The sequence below is a fragment of the Actinomadura violacea genome (assembly GCF_017573465.1).
Taxonomy (GTDB): Bacteria; Actinomycetota; Actinomycetes; order Streptosporangiales; family Streptosporangiaceae; genus Spirillospora; species Spirillospora violacea.
Genome location: NZ_JAGEPF010000001.1, coordinates 121,996 through 140,820 on the forward strand (window position 1 = coordinate 121,996; position 18,825 = coordinate 140,820).

Below are 18,825 nucleotides of genomic sequence, written 5' to 3' on the forward strand. Positions count from 1 at the left end.
AACACTCGACCGGGAGTTATCTGCCCTGTATAGGGCTAGGCGTCCGATAGATGGCCGTTCGCCTCTTTGGGAATGCGCATCAGGGCAAGCCCTGTGATTCGCGTCACGTTGGGGCGTTCTGGACGGCCCGCGCATGGTCTGAGTCCTGTGACCCACCCGGTTCCGGGTGGTTGTCACTGGTTACCAGCGGGTAGCATGATGTCGAGTTACTGACCAGTAGAACGTGCGGGGCCGGCCGGCGCCGCCGGACCGGACGGAGTCTCGAATGGGGCACTACAAGAGCAACCTCCGGGACCTGGAGTTCAACCTCTTCGAGGTGTTCAAGCGCCAGGACCTCCTCGGCAGCGGACCGTACGCCGACCTTGACGAGGACACGGTGCGCAGCATCCTCGACGAGGTGAACCGCCTCGCCGAGGGCCCGCTGGCCGACTCCTTCGAGGACGCCGACCGCAACCCGCCGAAGTTCGACCCCGCCACCGGCGACGTCCGGATGCCGGAGAGCTTCAAGAAGTCGTTCAAGGCGTGGATGGACGCCGAGTGGTACCGCCTCGACCTCGCCCCCGAGTTCGGCGGCAGCGGCGCGCCCCGCTCGCTGACCTGGGCCGTCGCCGAGCAGGTGCTGGGCGCCAACCCGGCGGTCTACATGTTCGCCTCCGGCCCCGGCTTCGCCCAGATCCTCTGGCACATCGGCACCCCGGAGCAGAAGAAGTTCGCCGAGCTGGCGCTCGAGCGGCAGTGGGGCGCCACCATGGTGCTGACCGAGCCGGACGCCGGCTCCGACGTCGGCGCCGGCCGCACCAAGGCCGTCCAGCAGCCCGACGGCACCTGGCACATCGAGGGTGTCAAGCGCTTCATCACCTCGGCCGAGCACGACATGGCCGAGAACATCTTCCACCTGGTGCTCGCCCGTCCCGAGGGCGCCGGCCCCGGCACCAAGGGCCTGTCGATGTTCCTCGTCCCCAAGTACCTGGTGGACGTGGAGACCGGTGAGCTCGGCGAGCGCAACGGCGCCTACGTCACCAACGTCGAGAAGAAGATGGGCCTCAAGGTCTCCACGACCTGCGAGCTCACCCTCGGCGAGAAGCACCCCGCGGTCGGCTACCTGGTCGGCGACGTGCACCAGGGCATCAAGCAGATGTTCCTGGTCATCGAGTACGCCCGGATGATGGTCGGCACCAAGGCCATCGCCACCCTGTCCACCGGGTACCTGAACGCGCTGGAGTACGCCAAGGAGCGCGTCCAGGGCGCCGACATGACGCAGATGACCGACAAGGCCGCCCCGCGCGTCACGATCACCCACCACCCGGACGTCCGCCGCAGCCTGATGACCCAGAAGGCCTACGCCGAGGGCATGCGGGCGCTGGTGCTGCTCACCGCGTCCTACCAGGACGCGGTGCAGGTCGCCGAGCACGAGGGCCGCAAGGACGAGCAGGCCGAGAAGGTCAACGACCTGCTGCTCCCGATCGTCAAGGGCTTCGGCTCCGAGCGCGCCTACGCGCTGCTCGGCGCGGAGTCGCTGCAGACCTTCGGCGGCTCGGGCTTCCTGCAGGAGTACCCGGTCGAGCAGTACATCCGCGACTCCAAGATCGACACCCTGTACGAGGGCACCACCGCGATCCAGGGCCAGGACCTGTTCTTCCGCAAGATCCTGCGGGACAACGGCGAGGCCCTCAAGGTGATCGCCGGGCAGGTCAAGGCGTTCGCCGAGTCCGAGGCCGGCAACGGCCGGCTGAAGAACGAGCGCGCCCTGCTCGGCAGGGCGCTCGACGACGTCCAGGGCATCCTGAACCCGATGATCGGGTGGGCGCTCGGCTCCATGGAGAACCCGAAGGAGCTGTACCGCATCGGCCTCAACAGCTCCCGGCTGCTGCTCGCCCTCGGCGACCTGATCGTCGCGTGGCTGCTGTGCCGGCAGGCCGAGGTCGCCCTCACCGCCCTCGGCGGCGGGGACGTCTCCGACTCCGACAAGGCGTTCTACACCGGCAAGGTCGCCGCCGCGCAGTTCTTCTGCCAGACGGTGCTGCCGCGCCTGGCGTCCGAGCGCGCGATCACCGAGGCCACCACCCTCGACGTGATGGAGCTGCCCGAAGAGGCCTTCTGAGCCCCTCCGCCTCCCGCGGACAGGGAAGCGCCGGCCCCCGCCACCCGTGTGGCGGGGGCCGCTGCCGTTCCGGCGCCCGGGTCACTAATGTGAGCGCCGTCCCCCCGCCCCCCGAATCGAACCGGAGAACCCGATGCCGGCAGGCCGCCCGCGGGATTACCGAAGCCGAAACCGTCTCGTCTTAAGCGTCCCCTTGGCCGTATCGCTCGCCGGGGTGCTGGCCGCCGCCGGCTGCGCCGACTCCGGCAAGGCGAGCAAGAGCGACCCGCCGACGGCCAAGGGGGGCGGCCCCGTGACGCCCGCCGCGACCACCGCCGCGGCCGGGTCCACCAAGGAGGGCTGGTTCGGCGGCCCGGACGGCCTGCACGCCCGGCTCCAGATCACCGGCGTCGAACGGCAGGGCGCCAAGTCCGTCCTGAAGTACAGCGTCACCTCGCTCGACCAGGCCGCCAAGTCGGCGCCGCTCGCCATCAGCCTGCTCGACCCCGTCGCCGGGAAGCTCTACAAGCCCACCGCGTCCACCAGCGGCGAGCAGTTCGCGCCCGGCGCCACCCGGCAGATGCAGGCCGACTACCCGGCGATCCCGCAGAACGTCCAGAAGCTCACCGCGATCACCCCGGGCACGGCGGGGGAGTACGCCGGCGTCCCCGTGACGGGCACCGGCGACGCGCCCGCCGCCGGGTCGTCCACGGGGAATCCGGTCGAGCTGTACGACATCACCGAGGGCGAGATCAAGGACGTCACGTCCAGCGGCACCGACGTCACGATGAACCTGCGCACCGACGTGCTGTTCGCGTTCAACTCCGCCAAGCTCTCCGGCCGCGCCAAGTCCGTCCTGGACGAGGCCGCGCAGGAGATCAAGGCGAAGGCCGACCCGGACAAGAGGCCGCTGGCGTTCGACGGCTTCACCGACAGCAAGGGCGGCGACTCCTACAACCTCAAGCTGTCGCGCCAGCGCGCCGAAGCCGTCATGAACGAGATGAAGAAGCGGCTCGGCAACGCGTTCAAGTACTCCGCGCACGGCAAGGGCGAGTCCGAGCCCGTCGCCAAGGAGGGCGGCAAGGACGACGCGCAGGCCCGCGCCCGCAACCGCCGCGTCGAGATCTCCTACGTCGTCCGGCAACAGGCCGACGGCACCACCGGCTCGTCGACCGCCGCCGCGAACGGCCGCGGCGGCACCGTCGCGCCCGCCGCGTTCCACGGCCAGGACGGCAACACCGTCGCCAGCCGCTACGGCCGCTTCGGCGCCGACAAGCGCCGCCTCGACGTCAAGCCGTTCTACCGGGACGGCGCCTACATCGTCTGCGTCTTCACCATCACCGACGAAGGCCCCGGCACCACCCCGGCCGACGCGAACTACGCGCACAAGGACTACCCGGGCGGCGCGTTCACTTCGTTCTCCGTCCTCGCGCAGGGCGGCAAGGACGTGTACCGGGCCGTCCGCATCGGCCCCGGCGACCCCGGCAAGCCCGCCGCTTACGTCGATCCGGGCCGCGCCACCTTCCTCACCGCCGTGAACCAGCCGCAGCGCGGGTTCATCTACGTGCCGGCCCCGCCCGGGAACATCTCCTCGGTCGTCTTCGACGGCGGCCCGTTCGGGAAGGTCCTCAACGTCCCGGTTCAGTGACCCCGCGGCCCCGCACCAGGGGCAGGAACACCTCGTCCACGATCTCGGTCAGCACCGCGTCGGGGACGTCGGGCAGGCCGCGCGCCGCGTACTCGCCGCGCAGCATCGTCATCGGCAGCGCGGCCACGCGCGGATGCACCGCCTCCGGCGGCGCCTCGCCCCGCGCCACCGCGCGGCCGAGCATCGTCAGCCAGGCGTTGTCCATGGTGGTGTCGCCGGCCTGCTCCCGCAGCAGGCCCAGGAGCTGCGGGTCGTCGCCGGTCGCCGCGAGCAGCTCCCGGAGGACGGCGCCCTGCGGTGACGACCACGTCGCGTTCGCGCGCCTGAGCATCTCCAATGCGTCGCCGTGCAGCGTCCCGGTGTCCGGCACGGTCATCTGCGCGCGCGCGAGCTGCCGGTACGCGGCGACGCCCAGCGCCGCACGGTTCGGCCAGCGCCGGTAGATGGCGTTCTTGTTCGTGGCGGCGCGCCGGGCGACCTTGTCCATGGTCATCCCCGCGTAGCCCGACTCGCGCATCTCGTCCGCCGCCGCCCGCAGGATCGCCTCCTCCAGGGCCGCGCCCCGCCGCCTGGTCGCCGTCACGGTACGCGCCGTACGTGATCGCGGTTCCTCGTTCCCACAAAAAGGAGCTTAGTCCCGCCCAAATAAGGTACCTTTCGTACCCTAAGAGTGGAGGGACGCATGCGCGCCTACGGCATCACCTACGACACCGGCTTCACCTCCGCCGGAACCACCACCCACGAGCCCTTCGCCCCCGACCTCGTCCGCCGCGAGATGCGGATCATCCGGGACGAGCTGCACTGCGACGCCGTCCGGATCACCGGAGGAGTCCAGGACCGCCTCGAAACCGCCGCGCGGCACGCCGCCGACGCCGGCCTGGAGGTCTGGTACTCGCCGTTCACCAACGGCCTCACGCAGGACGAGCTGATGGCGTTCCTCCTCGACGGCGCCGAACGCGCCGAGCGCATCCGCCGGTCCGGCGCGCCGGTCGTCTACCTCACCGGCTCCGAGGTCACCCTGTTCACGCACGGTTTCCTGCCTGGCGACGACTTCCGGGCCCGCGTGGGCCTGATGGCCGACCCCGCCCGCTTCCGCGCGGCGCTCCCCGACCTGCATGTCCGCGTCAACGACTTCCTCGGCCAAGCCGTCGCCGCCGTCCGCGAGCGCTTCTCCGGCCCCGTCGGCTACGCGTCCCTGCCCTTCGAAGGCGTCGACTGGACGCCCTTCGACGTGATCGCCACCGACGCCGGATACCGCGACGCCGACACCGCCCCCACCTTCGGAGAGGCCCTCGCCGGCCAGACCCCGCAGGGCAAGCCGTTCGCCGTCACCGAGTTCGGCTGCACCACCCACCGCGGCTCCGCCGACCTCGGCGGCCACGGCGAGTCCGTTCTCGAGTACGACGACCGCGCCCGCCCCGTCCGCATGACGCGGCCCCTCGTCCGCGACGAGCAGGAGCAGGCCGACTACATCCGCGAACTCCTCGACGTCTGCGACAAGGCCGGCGTCGACGCCGCCTTCGTCAACACCTTCGCCCGCCGCGACCTCCCCACGTCGTCCGACCCGGAACGCGACTTCGACAAGGCGAGCTACGGCATCGTCAAGATCCTCGAACCCGGTGCCGACCGCCCCCGCCCCGACGTCCCCTGGACCCCCAAGGCGGCCTTCCACGCCCTGTCCACCTACGGCCGCACCCGAAGGGCCGCTTGCTGAAAGCGCCAGGCGGGCCGGCGCGACCGAAGCCGAAGTCGGCGTGGACGGCGAGGGCGCGCGCCGGTCGGCGCGCGCCCTCTACCTCGGCCTCATCGGGTGGCCGTGGTCAGTTCCGGTAGCGGAAGACGATGCGGCCGCGCGACAGGTCGTAGGGGGTGAGTTCCACCAGGACCCGGTCTTCCAGGACGATCTTGATGTAGTTCTTGCGGATCTTTCCGCTGATGTGCGCGAGCACCCGGTGGCCGTCCTCGAGCTCCACGGTGAACATGGCGCTGCGCAGGCACTCGACGACCCGGCCCTCGACTTCGATGCCGTTCCTGTTCCTCGTCATCGCACCAGCTCCAGGTTGCTGCCCGCCGGCCGGGCGCCGATGCCTTCGAGCAGTGCCGAGGCCGCTTCGTTGGATTCGTGGACTTCGGCCCAGGCCGTGTCGAAACCGGAGCGGTGCAGCGTCTCCAGCGTGTGGGCGAGCAGTGCCCGCGCGATGCCGCGGCGCCGCTCGCCGGCCCGGACCGCGAGCAGGCCGATGCGCGGCCGGATCACCGTCACCACCCGGACGAGGGCCAGGTAGCGGTCCGGTGCCGCGGCCACCGCGTACTTCGACGGGTCGACGATGGTGTCGCCCTCGGGGAGCGGGATCACCTCCGCGGGCATCGACCGCCATCCGGCGGTCGCCTCGACCTCGTCGCGGATGGCGCGGTCCACCGCCCGCAGCAGGTCTTCGTCCGTCTGACCCGCGGGGACGATCGTCACGCCCGAAGGCGGCTGGACGTGGGCGAGCCCGGTGACCCGTGGATCGGTCGGGACGGCGTACTCCCACTCGCGGCGCCCGATCGTGAAACCGGCGCGCCGCCAGCGCACCGTCAGCTCGGTGTCGGCTTCGTCGACCAGGGTGTGCAGCGGCGCCGGCAGGTCCGCCAGCATCGCCTCGGCGAGCCGGTCGAAGGCGGCGTCGTGCCAGGCGTCGATGCTGACGAACAGGCGTCCGTCGGGGCGGTGCTCGGCGTATCCGCGGCCGACCACCAGGTCGTCGTCCAGCGCGTGCCAGTGCCTGTCGGCGACGCGCGTGACCGCGTAGCCGCTCAGGCGGGATGGGAAAGGCTTCATCGGTGTCTCCTTGAGGAGTGCCTCTGGGCGCTCCTGGCGACACCGAACGTCAGCCGGCGGACCGTGACGGGCTGAGGGAGCACCCATGGGTGACTGTGTTCACGGGGTCTCACCTCCTTGCGACGGTTCCACGATCCGCCACGACGGTAACCATCGGGCGCCGCCTCGCTCAACTTCTTTTCCGTGGGAGGCCGAGCGAGGCGCGCGCCCTCGCCGTCAGGGCTGGGACGGGAGGGTTTTGCAGGTGGAGGGGGACGGCTTGCCGTTCAGGCGGTCGGTCAGCCAGGTGACGGCGGTGGGCTGGTCGAGGAGGAGCGGGGCGAAGTGGTTGAGGAGGGTCTTGTCGCCGAGGTTCGGCAGGTCGACGGGGACGTAGCCGACGTTGCCGCCCCGGCGGCACCAGTCGACGGCGAGCCGGCGCGCCTGGGCGTGGGGGACGATGTCGTCCTTGACGCCGGTCGCCAGCCGGACGGGGCCGGCGGGCTTGAGGGTGCCGATGCGCTGCTTGTCGAGGACGGCCTGCGCCGCCGGGATGGACGGGAGGATCTCGGCGATGGGCTTGCCGCTGACGCTCCATTTGGTGCTCGACGTGAAGCCGTACTTGAGGAGCGCGTCGCCCACGCACATGGTCGAGATGTCCTTGAGCGCGGCCTTGCCGGTGGCGTTGATGTTGGCGTCGACGATGCGGCGCAGGGCGGGGTCGGACTGGGCGAAGCCGTTGATCGACCAGCCGAGCGCGCCGACGAGGGCGCTGCCGTCGATGCCCTTCATGACGGCGGTCAGGTCGGCGGGCGGCGCGCCGGCGTAGGTGCCGGCGAGGTGGACGTCGGGCGCATAGGACGGCTGGAGTTCGGCGGCCGAGGCGCTGGCGCCGCCGCCCTGGCTGTAGCCGTACAGCCCGACCTTCGAGCGCGCCGTGATGGACGCCCCCGGGACGGCGTGTGCGGCGCGGGCGGCGTCCAGGAGGGCGTGGCCCTCGTCGAGGCGGTTGACGTAGGTGTGGAGGCGGTCGGTGGCGCCGAGACCGACGTAGTCGGTGACGACGACGGCCGCGCCGGTGGAGAGCAGCCGGTAGATCGACAGGTCCTCGTACGACACGGACATGGTGTCGCCGGTCAGCGTCAGCGGGTGCTGCAGGGCGTAGGACGGGGCGCACTGGTCGCCCTGGCCCATCGTCCCGGAGGCCAGCGCGACGAGGGGGCGGGGGCCGTGCCCCTTCCAGGCCGCGGTGGGCTCGATGTAGGCGCCCGTCACCGCGACGGGCTTGCCGTTGGAGTCGGTGGACTTGTACATCAGCCGCGTCGCCTTGCCGGGCAGTGGACGGCCGTCCAGGCCGGGCAGGCTCAGCCCGAGGGGCAGCGCCTCGGTGCGGATCAGCGCGCCGTTGGCCGCCGGAAGCGCGGACGGCGGGTTGTAGAAGACCGGGATCGTGACCCCCCGGGACACCTCGGAGGTCGCGGCCTGGCCCGGTCCGGCCTGGACGGTCGCGGCGAGGACGCCGGCCGACGACACGGCCAGCACCCGGCGCATCAGGGACCCGGTTCTTCTCATGCTCACTCCACGGACGGTGAATAAGAACTCACTTACTCTGCCATCCGTGGATCTTGGTTCCTATCAGCGGGGGGAACATCTCAGGCGCCGCGACCCGTGTTCAACTGACAGAAGGCGAAGGCGCGCGCCGCAGCGGCGCGCGCCTTCGCGGGTCCAGGTCAGGACCAGGCGAGCATCCGGAGGGGGTCCTCCAGCATGTCGCCGACGTCGCGCAGGACGCGGGAGCCGAGCTCGCCGTCGACGATCCGGTGGTCGAACGACAGCGCGAGCGTGGTGACCTTGCGGATCGCCAGCTCGCCCTCGTGCACCCACGGCATGTCGCGGATCTGGCCGAACGCCAGGATCGCGGCCTCGCCGGGGGTGAGGATCGGGGTCCCCGTGTCCACGCCGAACACGCCGACGTTGGTGATGGTGATGGTGCCGTCGGACAGGTCGGCGGGGGACGCCTTGCCCGCACGGGCCTTGTCCGTGAGGTCGGTCAGCGCGCGCGCCAGGTCGGGCAGGGAGAGGTCCTGCGCGTCCTTGATCTTCGGGACGATCAGGCCCCGGTCGGTGGCGGCGGCGATGCCGAGGTTCACGTAGCGCTTCATGACGATCTCCGCGCCGGACGGGCCGTCCGCCCAGGCGGAGTTCACCATCGGGTGGCGCGCGACGGCGGTGAGCAGCGCGCGCGCGACGAGCAGGAGCGGGGACACCTTGACGCCGGCGAAGTCCGGCAGGTCGCGGAGCCGCTTCACCGCGTCCATGGTGCGGGTCACGTCGACCTGGAGGAACTCGGTGACGTGCGGCGCGGTGAACGCCGAACCCGACATCGCGGCGGCGGTCGCCTTGCGGACGCCCTTGACCGCGATGCGCTCCTCGCGCTCGGCGGTGGCGCGGGGCGCCGCGGGGGCGGCGGCCTCACCGGACTGGGCGGCGAGGACGTCGTCGCGGGTGATCGACCCCTGGGGACCCGAGCCGGTGATCGTCGTGAGGTCGACGCCGAGGTCCTTCGCCATCTTGCGGACGGGCGGCTTGGCCAGCGGCAGCCGGTTGTCCACAGCCTGTGGACGAACGGCGGGCGGCGGCGCGGGCGCCTGCGCCGGCACCTGCGCCGGCACCGAGACCGGGGCGGCCGGCGCGCCGTTCGGCGCCTTGCGGGCGCGGCGCTTGGTCGTCCCCTCCTTCACCCCGTAGCCGACCAGGACGGGCTGCCGTTTCGGCTGGTCAGGGCTGGTCATGCCGGATTCGGCCGCGGACGGCACGCCCTCCTCGCGCATCGCCGCGGCCTGCGCCGGGGGCTCCGACACCGGGGTCGCGACGCCGCCTTCGGCCTCGGTGCTCACCGAGATGATCGGGACGCCGACGTCCACGGTCTGGCCCTCGGTGACGAGCAGTTCGGCGACGACGCCCTCGAACGGGCAGGGCAGCTCGACGATCGCCTTGGCGGTCTCGATCTCCACGATGGTCTGGTTGATCTCGACGGTGTCGCCGGGCTGGACGTGCCACTTGACGATCTCGGCCTCGGTCAGGCCCTCGCCGACGTCCGGCAGCTTGAACAGTTTCGGGCTCACCGGCGTCACCACGCGAAGGTACGGTCGACCGCGTCGAGGATGCGGTCGAGGTCGGGCAGGTAGTGGTCCTCGAGGCGGGACGGCGGGTACGGGGTGGAGGCCCCGCCGACCCGCAGCACCGGCGACTCCAGCCGGTAGAAGCACCTCTCGGTGATCCGCGCGGCCAGCTCGGCGCCGAACCCGCTGTAGACCGGGGCCTCGTGGACGACGACGCAGCGGCCGGTGCGGTTCACCGAGCCGGTGATCGCGTCGATGTCGAGGGGGTTGAGCGAGCGCAGGTCGATGACCTCCAGCGAGCGTCCCTCCTCGGCGGCGGCGGACGCGGCCTCCAGGCACGTCTTCACCGACGGCCCGTAGGCCAGCACCGTGACGTGCTCGCCGGGACGGACGGTCTTCGCGTCGTGCAGCGGCGCCCAGTCGCCGGGGGCGGCGTCGACGTCGACGTCGGCCTTGTCCCAGTACCGGCGCTTCGGCTCGAAGAAGATCACCGGGTCGGGGGAGGCGATCGACTGCTGGATCATCGTGAACGCGTCGGCCGGGTTGGAGCAGGCGACGACGCGCAGGCCGGCGGTGTGGGTGAAGTACGCCTCCGGCGACTCCGAGTGGTGCTCGACGGCGCCGATGCCGCCGCCGCACGGGATCCGGACGACGACCGGCAGCGACAGCGCGCCCAGCGAGCGCATGCCCATCTTGGCGAGCTGCGTGATGATCTGGTCGGCCGCCGGGAACACGAACCCGTCGAACTGGATCTCGCAGACCGGCCGGTACCCGCGCAGCGCGAGGCCGATCGCGGTGCCGACGATGCCGGACTCGGCCAGCGGCGTGTCGATCACCCGCTCCTCGCCGAAGTCCTTCTGCAGCCCGTCGGTGATCCGGAACACGCCGCCGAGCTTCCCGACGTCCTCGCCCATGACCAGGACCTTCGGGTCGTTCTCCATGGCCTTGCGCAGGCCGGTGTTCAGCGCCTTGCCGAGCGTCAGGGTCTGCGCGGTCACGGCGTCACCTCTTCCTCGAAGGACGCCAGGTAGGCGGCGAACTGCTCCTGCTCCTCGGTCATCAGCGGGTGGTCCTCGGCGTAGACGTGCTCGAACATCGACAGCGGCGCCGGGTCCGGCAGGGCCAGGCAGCCCTCCCGCAGCTCCTTGGCGACCTGCTTGGCCTCGGCCTCGACCTCGTCGAGGAACGCGGTGTCGGCGAGGTCGCCCCGGACCAGGTACGCCTTGACCCGCTCGATCGGGTCCTTGAGCTTCCACGCCTCCTCTTCGGCCTTCAGCCGGTAGCGCGTGGGGTCGTCGGTGGTGGTGTGAGCGCCCATCCGGTACGTGAACGCCTCGATCAGCGTGGGGCCCTGGCCCGTCCGCGCGTTCTCCAGCGCCTTCCTGGTGACGGCCAGGCACGCGAAAACGTCGTTGCCGTCCACCCGCAGGCCGGGGAAGCCGTAGCCCTGCGCGCGCTTGTACAGCGGGATGCGCGTCTGCTTCTCCAGCGGCTCGGAGATGGCCCACTGGTTGTTCTGGCAGAAGAACACGACCGGGGCGTTGAACACGGAGGCGAACACGAACGCCTCGTTCACGTCGCCCTGCGACGTCGCGCCGTCGCCGAAGTACGCCATCGTGGCGCCGGCGGACGGCGTGCCCAGCAGCCCGTCGCGCTGCACGCCCATCGCGTAGCCCGTCGCGTGCAGCGTCTGGCTGCCGATCACGACGGTGTACAGGTGGAAGCCGTGCTCGGCGGGGTCCCAGCCGCCGTGGTTGACGCCGCGGAACAGGCCGAGCAGGTTCAGCGGCGGGACGTCCCGGCACCAGGCGACGCCGTGCTCGCGGTAGGTGGGGAAGACCATGTCGTGCTCGGTCAGCGCGCGTCCCGAGCCGATCTGCGCGGCCTCCTGGCCGAGCAGCGACGCCCAGAGGCCGAGCTCGCCCTGCCGGGTCAGCGCCACGGCCTCCCGGTCGATCCGGCGGACGATCACCAGGTCGCGGTACAGCCCGCGGACCTCCCCGGCGCTCAGGTCCAGCGGGTAGTCGGGATGCTCGACGCGCTCGCCCTCGGGGGTGAGGAGCCTGATGAGCTCGGGTTCGGCGAGCTCGGAGGCGCCTGGCGCGCCGCGCACGGAGTCGATCGTCATTGATGGCACTCCTCGTTCGGGGCCGGTGCGCGGGATCGCCGCACGGCCGGCCGATGTCAGCGGCCCCGTCCCCGGTAAGGGACAAAAGCCACCAAAGACATCGTGGCAGACATCACACCCGGAGATGCAAGTGCCGCCGCCTATCTCCTACCCCGCTACGGAGCCCCGATCCGCTGTGACGCGCGCCACCCCGCGCCGGGCCTCACTCCCGGGAGAGCGCGCGCGTCGCCCCCGCGGCGACCGTCAGGCCGAGGACCAGCCCGGCCGCGACTATGAAGTTGGCCACCCACATGTAGATCCCGCTCGGCGCGTACTCCGCCTCCTGCCCGAGGCTGCCGATCGGCAGCAGCAGGTCGAGCGTGTAGAAGAACGCGTTGAAGTGCGGCTTGTGGCCGGTGTCCAGAACGCCCGGATTATGGATGGAGAACACGATCGTGCCGAACGCCAGCAGCCCCACCAGCCAGCTCGCCGCCCGGAACGGCCGGTACCCGTAGCCGACCAGGACGTCCTGCAGGAACCCGACGACCTTCAGCGGGATGCCCTGCGTGCGGCGCCGGTCCCGCGCCTTCGCCAGCAGCACCGACCGCCCGTCGGCGTCCAGCCCGAGCGCCCGGTACGTCGCCGCGAGCCGCTCGTACGGCTGCGGCGCGTACCCGTCGCTGTCGCGGCGCAGCCACGCCAGCCGCTCGCGGGCCGCCAGCGGCGGTTCGAGCGTCTCGTACTGCAGGCCGTCGAGCTGGAGCCGGTCCGGCCAGGTCGCCGCCTCGTCCCGCAGCAGGTTGATCCGCGCGTACGACAGGTCGGTCGTCCCGGCGATCTTGTCCGCCGGGCGCAGCAGCAGCTCCTCCGCCTGGACGCGCTGCAGGCTCAGCGCCGTCCCCTGCTCGTGCCGCAGGTGCGCGCCGCGCAGGCTGAGCTGCCCGGTGACGTGCGCCCCGGAGAAGCTCACCGCGCCGTGCGCGGTGAACCCGTCCGAGCAGTACACGTCGGTCTCGACGGTCAGGTCGTCGGCGTTCAGCGCGGTCCGCTCCGGCGCCGACAGCTGCGCGCCGACGAACGACAGGTACCCGCCGACGCGGGCGCCGCGCAGCCGGACCTCGCCCTCCGCGACGAACCCGCCGTCGCAGAACACGTTCGCCGCCACGTCCAGCCGGCTCGCGTACAGCGCCGCGCCGGACGGGTTGTGCAGCCGCGCCTTCCGGAAGATCAGCTGGCCGCCGACCCGCGCGCCCGGCAGCCGGACCTCGCCGTTCGCCGCGAACCCCTGGTCGCAGTAGACGTTCGCCTCGACCGTCAGCCGGTCGGCGAGCAGCGCGTCCCCGCCCGGGTTGGACAGCTGGACGCCCGACATGTTCAGGATGCCGGTGATGTGCGCCCCGTCCAGCCAGAGCCCGCCGGTGATCCGGCTGCCCTCCAGCCACAGGTGGCCGTCCACCCGGGTGCCGGACGCGACCAGCCCGGGCAGCCGGCAGCCCATCAGGTGGACGCTGTTCATGCTGGCCCAGTACAGGTGCGGCGCCTCGTCGAACGAGCACGCCGTCAGCGCCAGCGGGACGCGGACCTCGGCGTGCCCGAGGTTCAGCGAACCGGTGATCCGGGCGCCGCTCAGCCGGACGGCGGCGACCCGTCCCGGCTCCGGCTCCACGGCCCCGACCAGCAGCGCCACCAGCACCTCGGCCCTGACCATCCGGTCATGCCCCCAGTGCGGCGCGTACCCGGGATCGTCCAGCGCCGGGTCCCCGGACGACAGGTCCACCGATTCGCCGCTCGGGAACGCCTCCCACAGGAGACGCTCCGGCGGGGTGAGGTCCTCGATGTTCATCGGACGGCTCCGGGAGGGTGTGGGCGGGGTGCGGACAAGGGGGATGCGTGGGTGGCGCGTGCCCATGGTGCCGTACGCTTCAGGTTCGTCAGCAAAAGCGCAGATCAGTGAGGGGGCGACCGTGGCGCGTGTCGTCGTCGACGTCATGCTCAAGCCGGAGATCCTCGACCCGCAGGGCCAGGCGATCGCCCGGAAACTGCCGCAGCTGGGGTTCGACGGCGTCGTCGCCGTCCGGCAGGGCAAGCGGTTCGAGGTCGAGCTCGAAGGGCCGGCCGACGAGGCCGCGCTGGAGCGGGTGCGCCGGATCGCCGAGACCCTGCTCGCCAACCCGGTGATCGAGAACTTCGAGGTGCGGATCCTGCAGCCCGAGGGGCTCGAAGCCGAGACCCCGGACAGCCCGCCGGAGGCCCCGCAGGGCGAGACGCCGCAGGCCGAAGGGCACGGGACCCCGCCCGACAGCCCCCAGGGCGAAGTGAAAGACCCGACAGTATAGCGGTTACGGAAGATCCCGGCGGGGAAGCCTTAGCTGCGTCGAGTCGTCGAGCACGCTCCGGGTCCGGGGGCCCTGCCGGGACGCCCGGGGCATGACACGAGGTGTCCGGGGTGGATATGGAGTTCGCGCTCGCGCTGCCGCGCGAGGCGCCGAGCATTCCGGTGGTACGCCGGGTGGTGGGGGACGCGCTGCGGGGGCTGGGCGTCGCCGAGGACTGCGTCGCCGACATCCTCGTCGCCGCCTCCGAGGCGTGCACCAACGCCGTCCAGCACGCCCGCGCCACCGGCGACTACCGGGTCGCCGGCCGCGTCGACGACGGCAGCTGCCTGCTGGAGATCGAGGACGGCGGCCACGGGCCCCGCCCCGTCCCGCGGGAGCCGGCCCCCGAGCCCGGGGTTTTGAGCGAATCGGGCCGCGGGATTAAAATCATGCGGGCGCTCGTGGACGATCTGGACATCGACCGCACCCCCGACCGGGGCACCATCGTTCACCTGCGGAAGCGCCTGACCTGGCGGGACGGGGCACTGGTAGGCCGCCTCGACCGCCGGCTCATGCACACGGCCGGGTAGATTGGTACGCGCGCGGGGGGATTGTGCGACGCGCGCAGCGGTGATCGGCGGATGAGACCCGACCGTCCCGGCCGCACCTCATTTCGGAGGAACAGAACAGATGGACGCTGCCCGGGTGGGGGTCATCACCTTCCCTGGTTCCCTGGACGACAAGGACGCCGCGCGCGCCGTGCGGCTGGCCGGCGCCGAGCCGGTCGCCCTCTGGCACGCCGACCACGACCTGCAGGGCGTCGACGCCGTCGTCCTGCCAGGCGGGTTCTCCTACGGGGACTACCTGCGGGCCGGGGCTATCGCCCGGTTCGCACCGCTGATGACCGAGCTGGTCGCCGCCGCCAAGGCCGGCCTGCCCGTCCTCGGCATCTGCAACGGCTTCCAGGTGCTCTGCGAGTCGCACCTGCTCCCGGGCGCGCTGCTGCCGAACGCGGGGCTGCACTTCGTCTGCCGCGACCAGCGGCTGCGCGTCGAGAACGCCGGCACCGCCTGGACCTCCGAGTACACCGAGGGGCAGGAGCTGGTCATCCCGGTCAAGAACGCGGACGGCCGCTACACCGCCGACCGCGAGACGCTGGCCGAACTGGCCGACTCCGGCCGGATCGTCGCCCGCTACCTCGACCTGAACCCCAACGGCTCCCTCGACGACATCGCCGGGATCTGCAACGAGGCCGGCAACGTGGTGGGGCTCATGCCGCACCCCGAGCACGCCGCGGAGTCGCTGACCGGGCCGTCCACCGACGGGCTCGGCTTCTTCACCTCGATCGTCAAGAGACTGGTCAACGCATGAGCGAGCAACGGCCCAACGCTTCCGGCCGCGCGGGGCGCGACGCCGCGCACGACGAGCCGTCGCTGGACTGGCTGGACGAGCTGAAGTCCGACGCCGACGACCCCGAGCTGCAGCCCGTCGACCCCTCGGTGACCCAGGCCTTCGAGGCGATCCTGGAGGAGGACCGGTCCAACGCGCCCGCCGCGTCGCCCGGCGTCCCCGGCGTCCCCGGCACGCCCGCTCCCGAGCAGCCCGCGCCGCCGGCTCCGCCCGCGCCCTCGGCCTCGCCCGCGCCGCAGGGGCCGTTCACCGGCCCGCTGCCCGTGCTGAACGACGAGCCGGCCGCCACCGGGCGCACCCTGCCCGACACCGGCGTCCCGTCGGACGCGTTCGCGCGCGCGCTGGCCGAGGAGGGTGTCGCGGTCCCGCTGCCGCCGCAGAACGACCCCACGCGCACCACGCCTGACCTGGGCGAGTACGCGGCGTTCCCGCCGCCGCCCGCCGCCCCGCAGCGCGTCGCCGGTCCCGGCACCGGCCCGCAGCCCGCCATCGGGTCCGGGACGGGCCCGCAGCCCGCAGTGGGGCCGCAGGGGCCGCAGGGCCAGCAGGCGCCGTCCGGCGGCTGGCAGAGCCCCGGCGCGAGCCCGCAGCCCGTCCCCGGTCCCGGCACCGGCCCGCTGCCCGCCGTCGGCCCGGGCACCGGCCCCCTGCCCCCGGTCGGCCCGGCCACCGGGCCGCTGCCCGCGATCGGCTCCGGGACGGGCCCGCAGCCGTCCGTCGGCCCGCACCACAGCGGCCCGCACGGCGGTCCGCACACAGGGCCGCTTCCGCCCGTCGGCCCGGCCGGCACCGGCCAGTTCCCGGCGATCGGCCCGAACACCGGCCCGCAGCCCGCCATCGGCTCGGGCACCGGCCCGCAGCCCGCCGTAGGACGCGGCACCGGCCCGCAGCCGTCCGTCGGACCCGGCACGGGCCCGCAGCCGGCCGTCGGCCGCGGCACCGGCCCGCAGCCCGCCGTCGGCGGCCCCAACACCGGGCCGCAGCACGCCGTCGGATCCGGCACGGGCCCCCAGCCCGCCATCGGCGGCGGCGCCCGCCTCGCGATCGAGTCGTCCGTCAAGGTCGACACCGGCACCGACACCGTCGCCATCGCCGCCGCCTCGCCCGACCGCGCGCAGCCGTACGCCGAGCTGGGCATGAACGACGAGGAGTACCAGCGCGTCCGGCACATCCTCGGCCGCCGCCCCACCTCCGCCGAGCTCGCGATCTACTCGGTCATGTGGAGCGAGCACTGCTCCTACAAGTCCTCCAAGGTCCACCTGCGCCAGTTCGGCGACAAGGCCCCCAAGACCGACAAGCTGCTCGTCGGGATGGGCGAGAACGCCGGCGTCGTCGACATCGGCCAGGGCTGGGCGGTCACCTTCAAGGTCGAGTCGCACAACCACCCGTCCTACGTCGAGCCGTACCAGGGCGCCGCGACCGGCGTCGGCGGCATCGTCCGCGACATCATGTCGATGGGCGCCCGCCCGATCGCCGTCATGGACTCCCTGCGCTTCGGCCCCGCCGACGCCCCCGACACCCAGCGCGTGCTGCCCGGCGTCGTCGCCGGCGTCGGCGGCTACGGCAACTCCCTCGGCCTGCCCAACATCGGCGGCGAGACCGTCTTCGACGCCTGCTACGAGGGGAACCCGCTGGTCAACGCCCTCTGCGTGGGCGTGATGAAGCACGAGGACATCCAGCGCGCCGTGGCCCCCGGCCCCGGCAACCGGGTGATCCTCTTCGGCGCCCTCACCGGCCCGGACGGCATCGGCGGCGCGTCCGTCCTGGCGTCCGCGACCTTCGACGAGGAGTCGCACACCAAGCGCCCGTCCGTCCAGGTCGGCGACCCGTTCATGGAGAAGCTGCTCATCGAGTGCTGCCTGGAGCTGTTCCGCGAGGACCTCGTGGTCGGCATCCAGGACCTCGGCGCCGCCGGCGTCTCCTGCGCGACGACGGAACTGGCCGCCGCCGGCACCGGCGGCATGCACGTCGACCTCGACACCGTCCCGCTGCGCGACGCGACCCTGCGCCCTGAGGAGATCCTCATGAGCGAGTCGCAGGAGCGGATGATGGCGGTCGTGTCGCCCGACAAGGTCGACCGCTTCATGGAGATCTGCCGCCGCTGGGAGATCCCCGCCACCGTCATCGGCCAGGTCACCGACACCCGCCGCCTCGTCATGACGTGGCGCGGCGAGACGATCGTCGACATCCCGCCGGTCACCGCCGCCGACGAGGGCCCGGTCTACGAGCGGCCGTTCGAGCCCCCGAAGGACCTCGGCGCCCTGCAGTCCGACACCCCGGGCCGGCTGACCCGCCCGTCCAACGGCGACGAGCTGCGCCGCACCGTCCTGTGGCTCGCCGGCTCGCCGAACCTGGCCAGCAAGACGTGGGTGACCTCGCAGTACGACCGGTACGTGCTCGGCAACACCGTCCTCGCCATGCCGGAGAACGCGGGCCTCGTCCGGATCGACGACGAGTCGGGCCTCGGCATCGCGCTGTCCCTGGACGGCAACGGCCGCTACACCCGCCTCGACCCGTACTCCGGCTCGCAGCTCGCGCTGTCCGAGGCGTACCGCAACGTCGCCGCCACCGGCGCCCGCCCCCTCGCCGTGACGAACTGCCTGAACTTCGGCTCCCCGGAGGACCCGGGCGTCATGTGGCAGTTCGCCCGCGCCGTCGAGGGCCTCGCCGACGCCTGCCAGTACCTCGGCATCCCGGTGACCGGCGGCAACGTCAGCTTCTACAACCAGACCGGCACCACCCCGATCAACCCGACCCCGGTCATCGGCGTCCTCGGCGTCCACGACGACGTCCGCCGCCGCGTGAACATGGCGCTCACCTCCGACGGCGCCACGCTCGCGCTCCTCGGCGAGACCCGCGAGGAGTTCGGCGGCTCCGAATGGGCGCACGTCGTCTACAACCACCTCGGCGGCCTGCCGCCGCTGGTCGACCTGAAGGCGGAGGCGGCCCTCGCCTCCGTCATGGTCACCGCGATCCGCGAGGGCCTGCTGACGGCCGTCCACGACCTGTCGGACGGCGGCCTCTCGCAGACCCTGGTGGAGTCCTGCCTGCGCGGCGGCCTCGGCGCCCGGATCACCCTGCCGGGCGACCCGTTCGTCACGCTGTTCAGCGAGTCGGTGGCCCGCGCGATGGTCGCGATCCGCCCCGGCGGCGAGGCCCGCCTCGCGGCCCTGTGCGAGTCGGCGGGCGTCCCGGTGACCCAGCTCGGCATCGCCGGCGGCGACTCGCTGAACGTCACCGGCCGCGCCCCGGAAGGCGACCAGCAGGAGCTGTTCTCGATCCCCCTCGCCGAACTCCGCGAGGCCAACGAGCGCATGCTCCCGAGCTACGCGAACTGACCGTC

General features: G+C 72.4%; 14 protein-coding genes and 1 pseudogene. 7 read left to right on the forward strand and 8 right to left on the reverse strand.

What is annotated here, in order from left to right; all coding sequences use genetic code 11:
• The first annotated feature begins 265 nt into the window (after nucleotides 1-265).
• Together J4709_RS00640 and J4709_RS00645 are read left to right on the forward strand one after the other, a co-directional pair.
• Nucleotides 266-2,101 (forward strand): acyl-CoA dehydrogenase, encoded by a 1,836-nt coding sequence (locus tag J4709_RS00640; protein WP_208235691.1) that lies wholly within the window; start codon nucleotides 266-268, stop codon nucleotides 2,099-2,101.
• A gap of 193 nt (nucleotides 2,102-2,294) precedes the next feature.
• Nucleotides 2,295-3,728: an OmpA family protein gene (locus tag J4709_RS00645; protein ID WP_208235692.1), complete on the forward strand. Its 1,434-nt coding sequence runs from the start codon at nucleotides 2,295-2,297 to the stop codon at nucleotides 3,726-3,728.
• On the opposite strand, the gene J4709_RS00650 is transcribed toward J4709_RS00645, so the two are convergent.
• Nucleotides 3,709-4,311 (reverse strand): TetR/AcrR family transcriptional regulator, encoded by a 603-nt coding sequence (locus J4709_RS00650; RefSeq protein WP_307800830.1) that lies wholly within the window; start codon nucleotides 4,309-4,311, stop codon nucleotides 3,709-3,711. The genes J4709_RS00645 and J4709_RS00650 overlap by 20 nt on opposite strands.
• A 99-nt stretch (nucleotides 4,312-4,410) precedes the next feature.
• Here J4709_RS00650 and J4709_RS00655 point away from each other — a divergent pair, with 99 nt between their 5' ends.
• The gene (locus tag J4709_RS00655; protein WP_208235693.1) at nucleotides 4,411-5,442 is read left to right on the forward strand and encodes a hypothetical protein; all 1,032 of its coding nucleotides are present in this window, start codon (nucleotides 4,411-4,413) and stop codon (nucleotides 5,440-5,442) included.
• Between the two features lie 106 nt (nucleotides 5,443-5,548).
• Here J4709_RS00655 and infA read toward each other — a convergent pair whose 3' ends face one another.
• From infA to J4709_RS00690, 7 genes are all read right to left on the reverse strand, one after another.
• Nucleotides 5,549-5,773, reverse strand: a complete 225-nt coding sequence (gene infA, locus J4709_RS00660; protein ID WP_208235694.1) for a translation initiation factor IF-1 — start codon at nucleotides 5,771-5,773, stop codon at nucleotides 5,549-5,551.
• On the reverse strand, nucleotides 5,770-6,549 hold the full coding sequence (locus J4709_RS00665) for a GNAT family N-acetyltransferase (protein WP_208235695.1): 780 nt from the start codon (nucleotides 6,547-6,549) through the stop codon (nucleotides 5,770-5,772). Before J4709_RS00665 ends, infA begins: the two co-directional genes overlap by 4 nt.
• A gap of 216 nt (nucleotides 6,550-6,765) precedes the next feature.
• Nucleotides 6,766-8,100, reverse strand: a complete 1,335-nt coding sequence (locus J4709_RS00670) for a lipase family protein (RefSeq protein WP_232382767.1) — start codon at nucleotides 8,098-8,100, stop codon at nucleotides 6,766-6,768.
• Nucleotides 8,101-8,258: 158 nt separating this feature from the next.
• Entirely contained in the window at nucleotides 8,259-9,662 is a 1,404-nt protein-coding gene (locus J4709_RS00675) for a dihydrolipoamide acetyltransferase family protein (RefSeq protein WP_372442028.1), read from the reverse strand.
• Entirely contained in the window at nucleotides 9,659-10,648 is a 990-nt protein-coding gene (locus tag J4709_RS00680; RefSeq protein ID WP_208235697.1) for an alpha-ketoacid dehydrogenase subunit beta, read from the reverse strand. Before J4709_RS00680 ends, J4709_RS00675 begins: the two co-directional genes overlap by 4 nt.
• The gene (pdhA, locus tag J4709_RS00685) at nucleotides 10,645-11,778 is read right to left on the reverse strand and encodes a pyruvate dehydrogenase (acetyl-transferring) E1 component subunit alpha (RefSeq protein ID WP_208235698.1); all 1,134 of its coding nucleotides are present in this window, start codon (nucleotides 11,776-11,778) and stop codon (nucleotides 10,645-10,647) included. The genes J4709_RS00680 and pdhA overlap by 4 nt, the downstream gene beginning before the upstream one ends.
• Nucleotides 11,779-11,980: 202 nt before the next feature.
• Nucleotides 11,981-13,600: a hypothetical protein gene (locus tag J4709_RS00690; protein ID WP_208235699.1), complete on the reverse strand. Its 1,620-nt coding sequence runs from the start codon at nucleotides 13,598-13,600 to the stop codon at nucleotides 11,981-11,983.
• Nucleotides 13,601-13,721: 121 nt separating this feature from the next.
• Here J4709_RS00690 and purS point away from each other — a divergent pair.
• The 4 genes and pseudogenes from purS to purL form a co-directional block, all read left to right on the forward strand.
• A pseudogene (gene purS / locus J4709_RS52770) lies at nucleotides 13,722-13,955 on the forward strand (phosphoribosylformylglycinamidine synthase subunit PurS); the annotation flags it as partial.
• A 254-nt stretch (nucleotides 13,956-14,209) separates the two neighbouring features.
• Nucleotides 14,210-14,662: an ATP-binding protein gene (locus tag J4709_RS00700; RefSeq protein ID WP_232382815.1), complete on the forward strand. Its 453-nt coding sequence runs from the start codon at nucleotides 14,210-14,212 to the stop codon at nucleotides 14,660-14,662.
• A gap of 100 nt (nucleotides 14,663-14,762) precedes the next feature.
• Nucleotides 14,763-15,443, forward strand: coding sequence for a phosphoribosylformylglycinamidine synthase subunit PurQ (purQ, locus tag J4709_RS00705; RefSeq protein WP_173097141.1), 681 nt, complete (start codon nucleotides 14,763-14,765; stop codon nucleotides 15,441-15,443).
• A 1,082-nt stretch (nucleotides 15,444-16,525) separates the two neighbouring features.
• On the forward strand, nucleotides 16,526-18,820 hold the full coding sequence (gene purL / locus J4709_RS00710) for a phosphoribosylformylglycinamidine synthase subunit PurL (protein WP_504740132.1): 2,295 nt from the start codon (nucleotides 16,526-16,528) through the stop codon (nucleotides 18,818-18,820).
• Nucleotides 18,821-18,825 lie beyond the last annotated feature (5 nt).